Here is a 13,906-nt window from a genome sequence, read left to right as displayed (position 1 = left end):
GCGACAGACGCGGAACGCGTTTGCGCGGAGATCATGCTCCAGCAAGAGACCTGAGCCAGCGAATGGACGACCTGAAATCGATCATCGGAAAAGTCGCAACCGGCGCCACGCTGACACGTGACGAGGCGGCCTCCGCCTTCGACAGCATGATGTCGGGCGAAGCCACACCCTCACAGATGGGCGGGCTGTTGATGGCGCTGCGCGTGCGCGGCGAAACCGTCGAGGAGATCACCGGCGCGGTTGCGGCGATGCGCGGCAAGATGCTGCGGGTCGAGGCGCCGGCGGAGGCCATCGATATCGTCGGCACCGGCGGCGACGGCTCCGGTTCGGTCAACGTATCGACCTGCGCCGCGTTCATCGTGGCCGGCGCCGGCGTCCCCGTCGCAAAGCACGGCAACCGCGCGCTGTCGTCGCGTTCGGGTTCAGCCGACGTGCTGGCCTCGCTCGGCGTCAAGCTTGACCTCACGCCCGAGCGCGTCGGACGTTGCGTGTCGGAGACCGGCATCGGCTTCATGTTCGCGCCCGCGCACCATCCCGCGATGAAGAATGTCGGCCCGACCCGGGTCGAACTCGCCACCCGCACCATCTTCAATTTGCTCGGTCCGCTGTCGAACCCGGCCGGCGTCAAGCGGCAGATGGTCGGCGTGTTCTCGCGGCAATGGGTGCAGCCGCTCGCGCAGGTCCTGAAGAACCTCGGCGCCGACAAGGTCTGGGTGGTGCACGGCTCTGATGGCCTCGACGAGATCACCCTCACCGGCCCGACCTTCGTCGCAAGCCTCGAGAACGGCGAGATCAGGACCTTCGAGGTGACGCCAGATGAAGCCGGCCTCGGCCGCGTCGGCGGCGAGGCCCTGAAGGGCGGTGATGCCGACGCCAATGCGATCGCGCTCGCAAGCGTGCTCAACGGCAAGCCGAGCGCCTATCGCGACGTCGCGCTGTTGAACGCCGCCGCCGCGCTGATCGTGGCCGGCCGCGCCAAGGACCTCAAGGAAGGCGTCGCGATCGGCACCCAGTCGCTCGACAGCGGCGCGGCGGCGGCGCGGCTCAAGCATCTTGTCGCGGTTTCCAATAGCTAGGCATGATCAGATGTCCGACATTCTGAACAAGATCGAGACCTACAAGCGCGAGGAAATCGCCGCCGCCAAGCGCGCGCGCCCCCTCGCCGAGGTCGAGGCGCAGGCGAAGTCGGCTTCAGCCCCGCGCGGGTTCGTCCGCGCTATCAGAGACAAGCACGCGGGCGGCGACTATGCGCTGATCGCCGAGGTGAAGAAGGCCTCGCCCTCGAAGGGGCTGATCCGGGCCGACTTCGATCCACCAGCTCTTGCGAAGGCCTATCAGGCCGGCGGCGCGGCGTGCCTCTCGGTGCTGACGGATGCGCCGTCGTTCCAGGGCCATCTTGACTTCATGGTCGCGGCGCGCGCGGCGACCAATCTGCCGGTGCTGCGCAAGGATTTCCTGTTCGACACCTACCAGGTCGTGGAGGCTCGCGCCCATGGCGCCGACTGCATCCTTATCATCATGGCCGCGCTCGACGATGCGGCGGCCGTCGATATCGAGGACGCCGCGATCGCACATGACATGGACGTGCTGATCGAGATCCACGACCGCACCGAGCTGGAACGTGCCCTGAAACTCCGCTCGCCGATGATCGGCGTCAACAACCGCAACCTCCGCACCTTCGAAACCACGCTCGCCACCAGCGAGGCGCTGGCGCCGCTGATCCCGCGCGACCGCCTGATGGTCGGCGAGAGCGGCATCTTCACGGCGGACGACCTGGCCCGCCTCGAACGCGTCGGGATGTCGACCTTCCTGGTCGGCGAAAGCCTGATGCGACAGCAGGACGTCACTGCCGCCACGCGCACGCTGCTGACGCGGCCGGATACGCCGCGCGTGACCGGCACGCGCTGACGCGATGGCGCGCAAACCGTCCAAGACCAAGTCGTCCAAAGCCAAATCATCAGGGGCAAGCCCCGCCCTCACCCATATCGATGCCAGGGGCGAGGCGCGGATGGTCGACGTCTCGGCCAAATCAGCGACCGAACGGACAGCGGTCGCCGAAGGCCGCGTCGTGATGAGCAAGGCGACGCTTGCGCTCGTGACGTCAGGTCAGGCCAAGAAGGGCGACGTGCTGGCGACCGCGCGGATCGCCGGCATCATGGCGGCGAAGCGGACCTCCGAGCTGATCCCGCTGTGCCATCCGCTGGCGCTGACCAAGGTCGGAATCGACATCGAGACCGACGCGAAGCTGCCGGGCTGCATCGTCCGCGCCACCGTGAAGGTGACGGGGCCGACCGGGGTCGAGATGGAGGCGCTGACCGCCGTTACCGTCGCGTGCCTGACGATCTATGACATGATCAAGGCCGTCGAGCGCGGCGTGCGCATTGAGGGCATCCATCTGATCGAGAAGATCGGTGGCAAGTCCGGGCACTATCGCGCGGGCGAATGATCGCCTGCGCCGGCGAGCCCGGTTACTTCAGCGAGGTGCTGATCGAACTGAAGGTGGTCGAGAGCTTGGTGCCCACGCCCTTCACCGCCGTGATGATGGCGATGGCAATGCCGGTTGCAATCAACCCGTATTCGATTGCGGTGGCTGCGGTTTCGTCGGCGCAAAAGTCCTGCAGCAATCTTTTCATGTTTTACCCACGCGACTGAATGAACTCTGCGCGACGACTCGCAATTTGCGTGCCGTCGGTGACATTGAGTGGGGTCATAGGCTTAGATCGTAAACCATCGATTGCACCGATCAGCGACGGGGTAAACCTTGCCGCATGAAGACTTCAACGCGGCAAATCTTGCAGTTCCCCGTCAGGAACATTCTGTGCGAACTTAAAACAGCCGGCGGAGCCGGAATCGGTTTTGCGAGTGCCGTTGCCGTGATCTTCGCTGTCGTTCGACAGCGGAGGAAGACGTTCGCGCTCGACGGCGGACTTTCGCCGCCTGCAATAACCTTTCATTAACCAGCCTTGCTAACTGGGGCTCCATTTCGTTTCGGTACGACTTTCGCGGGCCGGAGGTACAAGAGACCTACTTCCGGATGAGATGCCTGGGAACGGTCGTATCAGATGAATTCAAGCGGCAGCACCTTGTTCAACATCAGGTCGGTCTTGCGCAGCGGCCCGATCCGCTGGCTTGTCGTCGGCGGCGCGCTGTTGATGGCGGCGATCGCGATCGGCGCGACCCTGATGGCCAGCAATTTCCGCGAGCGCGCCCTGCACAACAGCGAGCGCGAGCTGGAAAACACCGTGCTGCTGCTCGCGCGGCATTTCGACCAGCAGCTCGAGGAGCTCGAGGTCGTCCAGAAGGACCTGATCGCATTCGCCCGCGACCGGGGGGCCACGACGCCGGAGAACTACAAGCGGCTAATGTCGGGCACCGACATCCACGCCATGCTCAAGTCCAAGATGGACGCGCTGTCCTATGTCGGCGGCCTGAACGTGTTCGACGCGGATGGCACGCTGATCAACAGCTCGAGCGCGTGGCCGCTGCCGCACGCCAATATCGCCGATCGCAGCTACTTCCAGATCTTCAAATCGAGCCCCTATTCGCCCGACATGCTGGTCGCGCCGGTGTTCAGCCGCGTCACCGGAGCCTGGACCACGGTCATCGCCCGCAAGGTCACCGGTCCGAATGGCGAGTTCCTCGGCGTGATCGGTCGCGGCATCGAGCCCACCACCTTCGAGAAGTTCTTCTCCACGGTGGCGCTCGGCGAAGGCGCCGCGATCTCGATGCATCATCGCGACGGCACGCTGCTGGCGCGCTACCCCCATGTCGAGGACCTGATCGGAAAGAATTTCCGCACCGGCCCAACCAATCAGCAGCAGATTTTCGAGCTGCCCCAGAGCACGGCGCGGCTGACCAGCCCGATCGACGGCGAGGATCGCCTGGTATCGGCCCGCGCGCTCACCAAGTTCCCGCTCGTCGTCGTGGCGACATCGACCACGGCGGCGGCGCTCGCCAACTGGCGCGAGCAGATCAGCATCCTCATCGTGGTGACCGGCCTGTCGGTGCTTGCGATCGCCGGCCTGCTGACCCTGGTGGTGCGCCAGCTGCTGCAGCAGTACTGGGCGCAGCAGCAGCGTTTGACGCTGGAGAAACTCAGGCTCGATACGGCGGTCAACAACATGACGCAGGGCCTCCTGCTGTTCGACGCGTCGCGGCGGCTGGTGATCTGCAACAAGCGTTATATCGAGATGTACGGGCTGTCGGCCGACGTCATCAAGCCGGGTTGCAGCTTCAACGACGTGATCGCACATCGCCGGCAGACCGGCTCGTTCAATGGCGACGTCGAGCGCTACGTCAACCTCGTGCTGCGCGACGTCGGCGTGCGCAACATGATGGTGATCGCAACACCGGACGGACGCTCGATCCAGGTCGTCAACGAGCCGCTCGCCGATGGCGGCTGGGTCGCGACCCATGAGGACATCACCGAGCGCCGCCGCGCCGAAGAGCGCATCACCCACCTCGCCCATTACGACGCGCTGACCGACCTGCCGAACCGCACGCTGTTCCGTGAGGAGATCAGGCGCGAGCTGCTGCAGGTCGAGCCGGACAGCCAGCTCGCGGTGCTCTACATCGACATCGACGAGTTCAAGGGCGTCAACGACTCGCTCGGCCACATGGTCGGCGACGAGCTGCTGAAATCCGTCGCCAGGAGCCTGAGCGGCGTGATCCGGAACGAGGATTTCGTGGCCCGCCTCGGCGGCGACGAGTTTGCGATCGTCCAGACCGGCGTGAAGGGCACCGAGGAGGTCACCGACCTCGTCGGGCGCATCTACGAGGCGATCCGGCCGCCCTATCAATGCCTCGGCCACCAGGTCACGACCGACGCCAGCATCGGGATTGCGCTCGCGCCGAGGGACGGCACCGATCTCGACCAGATCCTCAAGAACGCCGACCTGGCGATGTACGCGGCAAAGTCGGCCGGCCGCCGCACCTCGCGCTTCTTCGACCCGGCGATGGACGCCGAGGCCCGCGCGCGCCGCGGGCTCGAGATGGATCTGCGGCAGACGATCGCAGCGGGCACCGGGCTGGAAGTGTACTACCAGCCCTGCCTCGACCTGCAGACGAACGAGATCAATGGCTGCGAGGCGCTGGTGCGCTGGCGCCATCCCGAGCGCGGCATGATCTCGCCAGCCGATTTCATACCGATCGCCGAGGAAAGCGGGCTGATCAACCAGCTCGGCGAATGGGTGCTGGCGACGGCCTGCAAGGAAGCCGTGACCTGGCCCGATCACATCAGGCTGGCGGTCAACGTCTCGCCGGTGCAGTTCAGGAGCGGCACGCTGGCGCTCAAGGTGATCGCGGCGCTGGCCGCGTCCGGACTGCCCGCGGGCCGGCTCGAGCTCGAGATCACGGAAGCGGTACTGATCCGCGACGACGAGGCGGCGCTGGCCGTGCTGCACCAGCTCCGCGCCATCGGCGTGCGGATCGCGCTCGACGATTTCGGCACCGGCTATTCATCGCTGAGCTATCTGAAGCGCTTCCCGTTCGACAAGATCAAGATCGACCGCTGCTTCGTCACCGACATCGCCGACCCGCAAGGATCGGCCGGCATCGTGGAGGCGGTCGTCAACATCGCCGCCGAGCGCCGCATGACGACGACGGCGGAAGGCGTGGAGACCGCGCAGCAGCAGCAATTGCTGCGCGAGCTCGGCTGCTCGGAAATGCAGGGCTATCTGTTCAGTCCGCCGAAGCCGGCCGCCGATATCAGGCAGCTGCTGATCGCGCACCGCCGGGGACCACTCGCGGCAGGTCCCCCCCGCACCCGCAAGCGCAAGCCGATCGCACGCTCGGCCTGAAAAGATAAAGCCGGTCCGCGGAACGGACCGGCTTTACCAAACTTCATTCCAATCTAGTTCGCCAATCTAGTTCGGCACCGGCCGCTTCGCCGCCGCCTTGCCATCCGCGTTCTTCGCGTCGGCATTCTTGGCATCTGCGTTCTTGGCGTCGGCGTTGACCGTGATGCCGCGGAGCTGATTGAAGGCCGCGGTCAGCGCCTTGTCGTTCTTCTCGTCCGGCGGAACGTAGGACTGCGAGCCGGTCTGCTCGGCACCTTCGGCCGAGAGATGACCGCGCATCGAGGCCTCGCCCTTGATCTCCGAGCGGGTCTTGAACTCGTCAGGCACGTCTTGCAGCACCTCGATGTCGGGCTTGATGCCGAGGGCCTGGATCGAATGGCCCGACGGCGTGAAATAGCGCGCCGTGGTCAGCGCCAGCGCGCCATTGCCGGTGCCGAGCGGAATGATGGTCTGGACGGATCCCTTGCCGAACGAACGGGTGCCGATCAGGGTAGCGCGCTTGTGGTCGTGCAACGCACCGGCCACGATCTCGGAGGCCGATGCCGAGCCGCCGTTGATCAGCACCACGAGCGGCTTGCCCTTGGTCATGTCGCCGCCATGCGCGGTGAAGCGCTGGGTCTCCTCGGGATTGCGGCCGCGGGTCGAGACGACCTCGCCGCGCTGCATCAGCGTCGAGGTCACCGAGACCGCCTGATCGAGCAGTCCGCCCGGATTGTTGCGGAGGTCGACCACGTAGCCTGCGAGCTTGCCCTGCGGGATCTCCTTCTGGATCTCGGCGATCGCCTTCTGCAGGCCCTCGGTGGTCTGCTCGTTGAAGGAGGTGATGCGGATATAGCCGATGTCGCCGCCTTCAGCGTGGAACTTGACCGGGCGGACGCGGATGATCTCGCGGTTGAGCGTGAGCTCGAGCGGCTTGTCGGCATCCTTGCGGACGATCTTCAACCGGATCGCACTGTTGGGCGTGCCCTTCATCTTGTTGACGGCCTGGTCCAGCGTCATGCCCTGGATCGATTCGTCGTCGATGTTCGTGATCACGTCGCCGGACATGATGCCGGCGCGCGAGGCCGGCGTGTCGTCGATCGGCGCCACGACCTTGATGAAGCCGTCCTCCATCGTGACCTCGATGCCGAGGCCGCCGAACTCGCCATGCGTGGTCTCCTGCATGTCAGCCCAACCCTTCTCGTTCATGTAACGAGAATGCGGATCGAGCGAGGAGATCATGCCGTTGATCGCGCCCTCGACCAGCTTGGAGTCATCGGGCTTCTCGACATAGTCGGTCCGGACCCGCTCGAACACTTCGCCGAACAGGTTGAGTTGCGAATAGGTGTTATCGGAGCGCGCCGCCGCCTTGGCGATCTCGACAAGATGCATTCCCCCCTGAGGCGCGGTCACCAGGAGGGTGAGACACACACCCGCTGCCGTACCGAGGAAAAAGCCAACGTTCTTGCGCATCATCCGCGATCCCTTTTTTTCGCTATGGCCGGCAATGTTTCGCAACATTCGACCGCCTCACCCCAACGGGGCACAACACAACGGCTTTTTGGTCGGATCAAGGCCACTACCTGACCGGACCATTACGGACAGTTACCCCAAGCACGATCCGGACCAGGGCCCCGCCCTTCCGGAAACATAGCTCGAACAAGGAGATGGGATCAGGACGCGATTCGTCCAGTCACATCATGATCTAAATTCCTTTTCGGGCTCCTCGAGCCCGTTCTGCCAGGTCGACGGCCGGGTCCCGAACCCGCGCTTGGCCCGTGTGCCCAACCAATAGCCAAACTGTGGCGGAACGCTCCGGAACGCGCCCTCTACACCAAGCTTTAGCGCGGCATCCATCGGCCAGTTGGGGTTATTGAGGATTTCCCGGCCAACCGCGATCAAATCTGCTTGTTTATCAAGCAGGATCTGCTCGGCCTGGTCACCGTGGATGATCAGACCGACCGCCATGGTCATGATATCGGCGTGCTGCCTGACATATTCCGAGAGCGGCACCTGATAGCTGTATTTGATCTCCTTGCCCAGAATCGGCGCCGTCTCGCTGATACCACCTGACGAGCAATCGATCACGTCGACGCCCTTGCCCTTGAGGATCTTGGCCAGCCGCGCACTCTGTTCCGGTCCCCAGCCGGCATTGTCTTCGACTGACAGCCGCACGAACAAGGGCTTGTGATCGGGCCAATGCGCCCGCACCGCCTCCGTCACCTCGATGAGGAAGCGCATCCGGTTTGATTCGGAGCCGCCATATTCGTCGCCGCGTTGGTTGGCGCGCTCGGAGAGGAATTCGTGCATGAGATAGCCGTGGGCACTGTGCAATTCGAGCACATCAAATCCGGCCTCGTCGGCGCGCCGCGCCGCCTGTCCCCAGGCCTGCACGAGGTCCTTCACCTCATGCGTCTCCAGCGCCCGCGGCACCGGCCAGCGCTCGCTATGCGCAATCGCGCTTGGCGCTACCGGCGTCCAAGCCTCCCAATCCTCGATCTCGGGCGTGCGCTCGAGCGGATGATCGCCCTCCCACGGGCGGCTCGCGCGCGCCTTGCGGCCGGAATGGCCGAGCTGGATGCCGGCCACCGCGTTCTGCTGTTTGATGAAGCTGACGAGCCGGCCGAGCGGCGCTACGAAAGCGTCGTCCCAGATGCCGAGATCGCCGACCGTCCCGCAGCCGCGTCGCTCCACCTTGGTCGATTCGACGATCACAAGACCGGCGCCGCCGGCGGCGAACTTGCCGGCATTCATCAGATGCCAGTCGGTCGGAAAGCCCTTCACCGCCGAATACTGATGCATCGGGGGCACCACGATGCGGTTCTTCAGCGTGACGCCGCGGATCGTCATCGGCGAAAACAGGAGCATGGCTTCCTCGCATCATAGTCGGTTCTGATCCCGGCATGGGCCGGGCCGATCTCTGTTGAGGCAAACCTACACGCGCCGCCGCCGCGCTGACAGGGGCTTATGATATGGCGGCGCGGCCATCACGATTTGCCGTACATCGCCAGAAACATCGCCACCGCGGATCGGACATGGGCCCGGATCTCGCGTTCTGCCGGTCGTTTCCAGTTCGGTTGGACGAGGCAGTGCAGATGATAGTGCGACACCACCGCTCCGAGGAACAGGCGTGCGGCGCGCTGCGGATCTGCGCACCGCAATTCCCCGCGCCTGGTCGCTGCGGCCAGATAGGCCGCGAGCCGTCGTGCGTTCTGGGCAGGGCCTCTCTCATAGAAGAGATCGCCGAGTTCCGGCGTGCGCGGCGCCTCGGAAACGAGGATCCTGAACAGCGACGACGACGGCGACCGCAACACCATACTCAATAGCCCGATACCCAGATCGAACAGCACCGTTTCGGGGGCGCCGCCGCGCGCCAGGGCGGATTCGGGGCCGGACAGCTCACGCGCCTTGCGATCGACGATCCCGGCAAACAGCAGTTCCTTGCTGGAAAAATGCCGATACAACGTTTCCTTCGAGGCGCCGGCGGCTTCCGCGATCATCTGCATCGTGGTCTCCGCGAAGCCCCGGTCGAGGAACATCCGCTCGGCGATGTCGATTAACTCCATCTTGCGCCGTTCGCCGCGTGGAACTTTTCTAGATGGAACTGCTGCAGCCATGTCACAGGCTCCGACTTGTTTTTGGCCGGTGTTGTGCATATGCGAACTAGTCAGTACGGTTAACATATCCATTGGGCCGAGGGTTGAACAAATCTGTTGCCTCCAGCCTATCGGGAGTCGCGTTCGATGACCGTAGACCAGTTGCAGGATGAGGCCCTTCCGAAGGAGCAGCCGGCCAAGGAGCCACGCTCCGAGCCCGAACCGGCGAAGGCCGCGCCAAAGGACGAATCCAAGGACCAGGACGAATCCAATGGCAAGGATTCCGGCGACGAGGCGAAGGCCAAGCGGCGCCCGACCGTGTTTATCATCGGCGGCGTCATTCTTGTGCTGCTCCTGATCGGCGGCATCTATTACTGGCTGTCCAACCGCAACATCGAAAGCACCGACGACGCCTATACCGACGGCCGCGCGATCACGATTGCCCCACAAGTGTCCGGCGTCGTTGTGACGCTCGACGTCACCGACAACCAGTTCGTCAAGCAGGGACAGGCGCTGATCCATATCGACCCCCGGCAGTACCGGATCGACCGGGAACAGGCCGAGGGCGCGCTCGCAACCGCGCAGGCGCAATATCGCGGCCAGCAGTTCGGCCTCGAGATCGCCAAGAAGAACTTCCCCGCCCAGCTCGAGCAAGCCCAGGCTCAACTCGCGAACGCCAAGGCGTCGCGCGAAAAGGCACAGGCCGATTTCGAACGGCAGAAGGCCCTGCCAAAGCCCGCGACATCGCAGCAAGAGGTCGACGCCGCAGACGCCGCCCTGAAGCAGGCTGAGGCCCAGGTTGCGCTCGCGGACGCCCAGGTGACGCAGAATTCCCCGGTGACGCAGCGGATCGGCGAGACTGACGCACAGGTCGGCCAGCTCAAGGGCCAGGTCGAACAGGCGCAAGCGAGACTGGATCAGGCCGACCTGAATCTCTCCTGGGCGACAGTCGTCGCACCGCAGGACGGCTGGATCACGAAGCGCAACGTCGAAAAAGGCACCTACGTAGCACCAGGACAGCAGGTGTTCTCCATCGTCGCCCCCGAGGTCTGGATCACCGCGAATTTCAAGGAAAGCCAGCTCGCCGACATGCGTCCTGGACAGCACGTCGCAATCAAGGTCGACGCCTATCCGAACCTCAGGCTCGAGGGACACGTGGACAGCATCCAGCTCGGCTCCGGATCCAAGTTCACCGCGTTCCCGCCTGAGAATGCCACCGGCAATTTCATCAAGATCGTGCAGCGCGTGCCGGTCAAGATCGTGATCGACAAGGGCCTCGATCCGAACATCCCCCTCCCGCTCGGCATCTCGGTCGAGCCGACGGTGGCGGTTCGATGAGCGAGGCGGTCGATCACCACGACGACTGGAAGCCCGCTTATAATCCGTGGCTGATCGCGGTCGTGGTGACGAGTGCCGCCTTCATGGAGATTCTCGACACCACGATCGTCAACGTCGCGCTCCCGCATATCGCCGGCAGCCTGTCCTCGAGCAACGACGAGGCCACCTGGGCCCTGACCTCCTATCTGGTTGCCAACGGCATCGTGCTGACGATCTCCGGCTGGCTGGGCGATCTGCTCGGCCGCAAGCGCTACTTCATCATCTGCATCGTGATGTTCACGGTCTGCTCGTTCCTCTGCGGGATCGCGCAGAGCCTGACCCAGATCATCATCTTCCGATTGATGCAGGGATTTTTCGGCGGCGGGCTACAACCGAACCAGCAGTCGATCATCCTCGATACGTTTCCGCCCGCCAAGCGCAGCGCCGCCTTCGGTGTGGCCGCGATTGCCACCGTGGTCGCGCCGATCCTCGGCCCGACCCTGGGCGGCTACATCACCGATCAGACGTCGTGGCGTTGGATATTCTTCCTCAACATACCCGTCGGAATGGTCGCAGCGTTCCTCGTCTCGATCATGGTCGAGGATCCGCCCTGGGAGAAGAACCGCAAGAGCCGCGGCATCGACTACATCGGGCTCTCCCTGATCACCCTCGGCCTCGGCTCGCTGCAGATCATGATGGACCGCGGCGAGGACGCCGACTGGTTTCAGTCCGGATTCATCCAGCTGATGGCCCTCCTCGCCTTCCTGGGGATTTCCGGCGCGATCGGCTGGTTGCTGATCGCGAAGAAGCCGATCGTCGACCTCTCGGTCTTCAAGGACAGGAACTTCGCCGGCGGCTGCATGATGATCGGTGCCATGGGCGGAATCCTCTACGCCAGCGCGGTCATCATTCCGCAGCTTGCCCAGACGGTGCTGAGTTACACGGCGACATGGGCCGGCCTGATCCTGTCGCCGGGAGGCATTGCGGTGGTTCTGCTGATCCCGATCGTCGGCCGGCTGATGACGGTCGTCCAGACCCGCTACGTGATCGCAATCGGGTTCACGATCATGGGCCTTGCGCTGCTCTATTCGAGCACGATCGTTCCGACGATCGACTTCAAGACGCTCGTCCTGATGCGTACCTTCCAGACCTGCGGGCTGGCGTTCCTGTTCGTCCCGATCAGCACGGTGGCCTATCTTACCCTGCCGCGGGAGCTCAACGGCGATGGCTCCGCGCTGTTCGCCATGTTTCGTAACGTCTTCGGCTCGATCGGGATTTCGCTGGCGACGGCGCAGATCACCGAACGTTCGCAGGTCCATCAAAGCTATCTATCAGAGTGGGCCACGCCCTTCCATCAACCCTATCAAACACTGGTGGCGCAGTACGAACAGACGCTCAGGTCTTTGGGACGGGCCGGCGCGTCCGTGCACGACATCGCCGTCGGTCGCGTCTATCAGGTGATGCGAACCCAGGTTGCAGTGCTGGCCTACTCGGATGTGTTCTTTTACTGCGCGGTGGTCGCTTTCGTGATCGTTCCGTTCTGCTTCCTGCTGTCGGCAAAGACCGGGGGCATGAGACCCGGAGGTGGCCACTGATGTCGCGGCCGAACCGAAAACTCGTGCTCTGTCTCGCCGCCGCGGGCGCTTTGCTCGGCGGCTGCACGGCCGGTCCCGATTTCGTGCAGCCGGATTCTCACCTGCCCGACCATGCGACATTCGCCGGATCGGCGTTTTCCGACGCGCATCTGCCGGCGCCGACCGATCCCACCTGGTGGAAGGTGTTCGGCGATCCCGTTCTGACCGGTCTGGAGAGCCGGGTTGCCGAAGCCAATCTCGATGTCCGTACCGCCACGATCAGGATCGCGGAGAGCCGCTACCAGCGCAACGCGACCGCCTCTGCCGCGTTCCCGAGCATCAACGGCGATGCGAAATATCAGCGCGAATTGTACAGCCAGAACGGCATCGTCAGCCTGATCGGGCCGTTGCTGGGGCCCAGTTCCAGCGGGCTCAACCTTCAGCCGATCAACGAGTACAATGTCGGTCTCGACATGTCGTGGGAGCTCGACCTGTGGGGTCACGTGCGGCGGCAGATCGAATCCTCCGATGCGCAGCTCGATCAGGCCGAGGATCGCCGGCGCGACGCGCTGGTGTCTGTTCTGGCCGAGCTCGCGCGTGACTACATCCAGCTTCGCGGTGTGCAGGAGCAGATCCGGATCGCCGAGAACAATCTCCGGGTTGACCGCGAGGTGCTGCAATTGGCGCAGCAACTCCAGCAAAAGGGCCTCCGCTCGGGCCTGGATTCGGAGAACGCCGCAGCTCAGGTCGAGGGCATCCGCGCCCAGATTCCGAGCCTGCAGCAGCAGCAGATCGAGTACCTGAACGCGATCGCCCTGCTGCTCGACCTGCCACCGACCTCGCTCAACGCCGAGCTGGCGCCCAGACGCGTGATCCCCCGCTCGCCGCCCCGCATTCCGCTCGGAATTCCCTCGGAATTGGCCCGCCGCCGGCCTGACATCCGCGCTGCGGAAGATCAGCTTCATGCTGCGACAGCCAGTATCGGCGTCGCCATTGCCGCCTTCTATCCAAAATTCCAGCTCAACGGCACGGTCGGCCTGGACGCGCTGGAGTTCAACAGTCTGTTCAAGGCGTCGTCGCTGCAATACCAGGCCGGACCCAGCGTCAGCCTGCCGATCTTTGACGGCGCGCGGCTCAAGAGCATGCTGGATCTCAGCGAAGCCCAGCAGGCCGAAGCGGCGATCACCTACCACAAGACCGTGCTGCAGGCTTGGCACGAGGTGGTCAATGCCATCGCGGCACACCGGCTCGAGCAGACCCGCCGGGAACGGCTGCGCGCGCAGCTCGATCACACACGCGCGGCACTGGACCTTGCCCGCTCGCGCTACAATGACGGCGTCACCGACTTCCTCAATGTGCTCGATGCCGAGCGCAGCCTGCTGCAGAACGAGCAGCAATACGCCACCAGCACGACCAACGTCTCGCTCAACCTGGTGTCTCTGTTCAAGGCGCTGGGCGGCGGCTGGGAGCAGACGTTCCCCGACGCGCCCCGGCCGGGGCCGGCCATCGTGCAGGCGGGCAATTAGGTTTGAGGCAACGGCGGCCAGCTCGTCAAATGTCCAATTTGTAACCGGCCGGCCACGAACCCCGGGGCCATCCGGCGGCGTCCCATCAGCAAGGACTATTCGGCCTGAAGAGATGG

At 64.3% G+C, this 13,906-nt stretch carries 11 protein-coding genes; 8 read left to right on the top strand and 3 right to left on the bottom strand.

What is annotated here, in order from left to right; genetic code table 11:
- Nucleotides 1-62: 62 nt before the first annotated feature.
- The 5 genes from trpD to ACP2YO_RS23430 all read left to right on the top strand — a co-directional run bounded on the left by trpD (nt 63) and on the right by ACP2YO_RS23430 (nt 5,798).
- Complete coding sequence (trpD, locus tag ACP2YO_RS23450; RefSeq protein ID WP_426442926.1) at nt 63-1,076, top strand: anthranilate phosphoribosyltransferase; 1,014 nt, start codon at nt 63-65, stop codon at nt 1,074-1,076.
- A 10-nt stretch (nt 1,077-1,086) separates the two neighbouring features.
- Entirely contained in the window at nt 1,087-1,908 is an 822-nt protein-coding gene (gene trpC / locus ACP2YO_RS23445) for an indole-3-glycerol phosphate synthase TrpC (RefSeq protein ID WP_426442925.1), read from the top strand.
- Nucleotides 1,909-1,912: 4 nt separating this feature from the next.
- Nucleotides 1,913-2,446: a cyclic pyranopterin monophosphate synthase MoaC gene (moaC, locus tag ACP2YO_RS23440; RefSeq protein ID WP_426442924.1), complete on the top strand. Its 534-nt coding sequence runs from the start codon at nt 1,913-1,915 to the stop codon at nt 2,444-2,446.
- The gene (locus ACP2YO_RS23435; RefSeq protein WP_426442923.1) at nt 2,443-2,652 is read left to right on the top strand and encodes a hypothetical protein; all 210 of its coding nucleotides are present in this window, start codon (nt 2,443-2,445) and stop codon (nt 2,650-2,652) included. The genes moaC and ACP2YO_RS23435 overlap by 4 nt, the downstream gene beginning before the upstream one ends.
- Nucleotides 2,653-3,062: 410 nt before the next feature.
- On the top strand, nt 3,063-5,798 hold the full coding sequence (locus ACP2YO_RS23430; protein ID WP_426442922.1) for a bifunctional diguanylate cyclase/phosphodiesterase: 2,736 nt from the start codon (nt 3,063-3,065) through the stop codon (nt 5,796-5,798).
- A gap of 66 nt (nt 5,799-5,864) precedes the next feature.
- Here ACP2YO_RS23430 and ACP2YO_RS23425 read toward each other — a convergent pair whose 3' ends face one another.
- The 3 genes from ACP2YO_RS23425 to ACP2YO_RS23415 all read right to left on the bottom strand — a co-directional run bounded on the left by ACP2YO_RS23425 (nt 5,865) and on the right by ACP2YO_RS23415 (nt 9,394).
- Nucleotides 5,865-7,250, bottom strand: a complete 1,386-nt coding sequence (locus ACP2YO_RS23425) for a S41 family peptidase (protein ID WP_426442921.1) — start codon at nt 7,248-7,250, stop codon at nt 5,865-5,867.
- A 225-nt stretch (nt 7,251-7,475) separates the two neighbouring features.
- Entirely contained in the window at nt 7,476-8,645 is a 1,170-nt protein-coding gene (locus ACP2YO_RS23420; protein WP_426442920.1) for an NADH:flavin oxidoreductase/NADH oxidase, read from the bottom strand.
- Between the two features lie 119 nt (nt 8,646-8,764).
- The gene (locus tag ACP2YO_RS23415) at nt 8,765-9,394 is read right to left on the bottom strand and encodes a TetR/AcrR family transcriptional regulator (RefSeq protein ID WP_426442919.1); all 630 of its coding nucleotides are present in this window, start codon (nt 9,392-9,394) and stop codon (nt 8,765-8,767) included.
- 126 nt (nt 9,395-9,520) lie between these two features.
- Here ACP2YO_RS23415 and ACP2YO_RS23410 point away from each other — a divergent pair, with 126 nt between their 5' ends.
- Genes ACP2YO_RS23410 through ACP2YO_RS23400 form a run of 3 tightly spaced genes read left to right on the top strand, consistent with a single transcriptional unit; the run spans nt 9,521 to nt 13,790 of the window.
- Nucleotides 9,521-10,711, top strand: a complete 1,191-nt coding sequence (locus ACP2YO_RS23410; protein ID WP_426442918.1) for an efflux RND transporter periplasmic adaptor subunit — start codon at nt 9,521-9,523, stop codon at nt 10,709-10,711.
- Nucleotides 10,708-12,285 carry a DHA2 family efflux MFS transporter permease subunit gene (locus tag ACP2YO_RS23405; protein ID WP_426442917.1) on the top strand — a complete coding sequence of 526 codons (1,578 nt, stop codon included), beginning with the start codon at nt 10,708-10,710 and terminating at the stop codon, nt 12,283-12,285. Before ACP2YO_RS23410 ends, ACP2YO_RS23405 begins: the two co-directional genes overlap by 4 nt.
- The gene (locus ACP2YO_RS23400; RefSeq protein ID WP_426442916.1) at nt 12,285-13,790 is read left to right on the top strand and encodes an efflux transporter outer membrane subunit; all 1,506 of its coding nucleotides are present in this window, start codon (nt 12,285-12,287) and stop codon (nt 13,788-13,790) included. Before ACP2YO_RS23405 ends, ACP2YO_RS23400 begins: the two co-directional genes overlap by 1 nt.
- The last annotated feature ends 116 nt before the right edge of the window (nt 13,791-13,906 follow it).

The organism is Bradyrhizobium genosp. P (genome assembly GCF_049949265.1).
Taxonomy (GTDB): Bacteria; Pseudomonadota; Alphaproteobacteria; order Rhizobiales; family Xanthobacteraceae; genus Bradyrhizobium.
The sequence above is the reverse complement of the archived record's forward strand: the minus strand, read 5'-3'. Positions and strand labels throughout refer to the sequence as shown.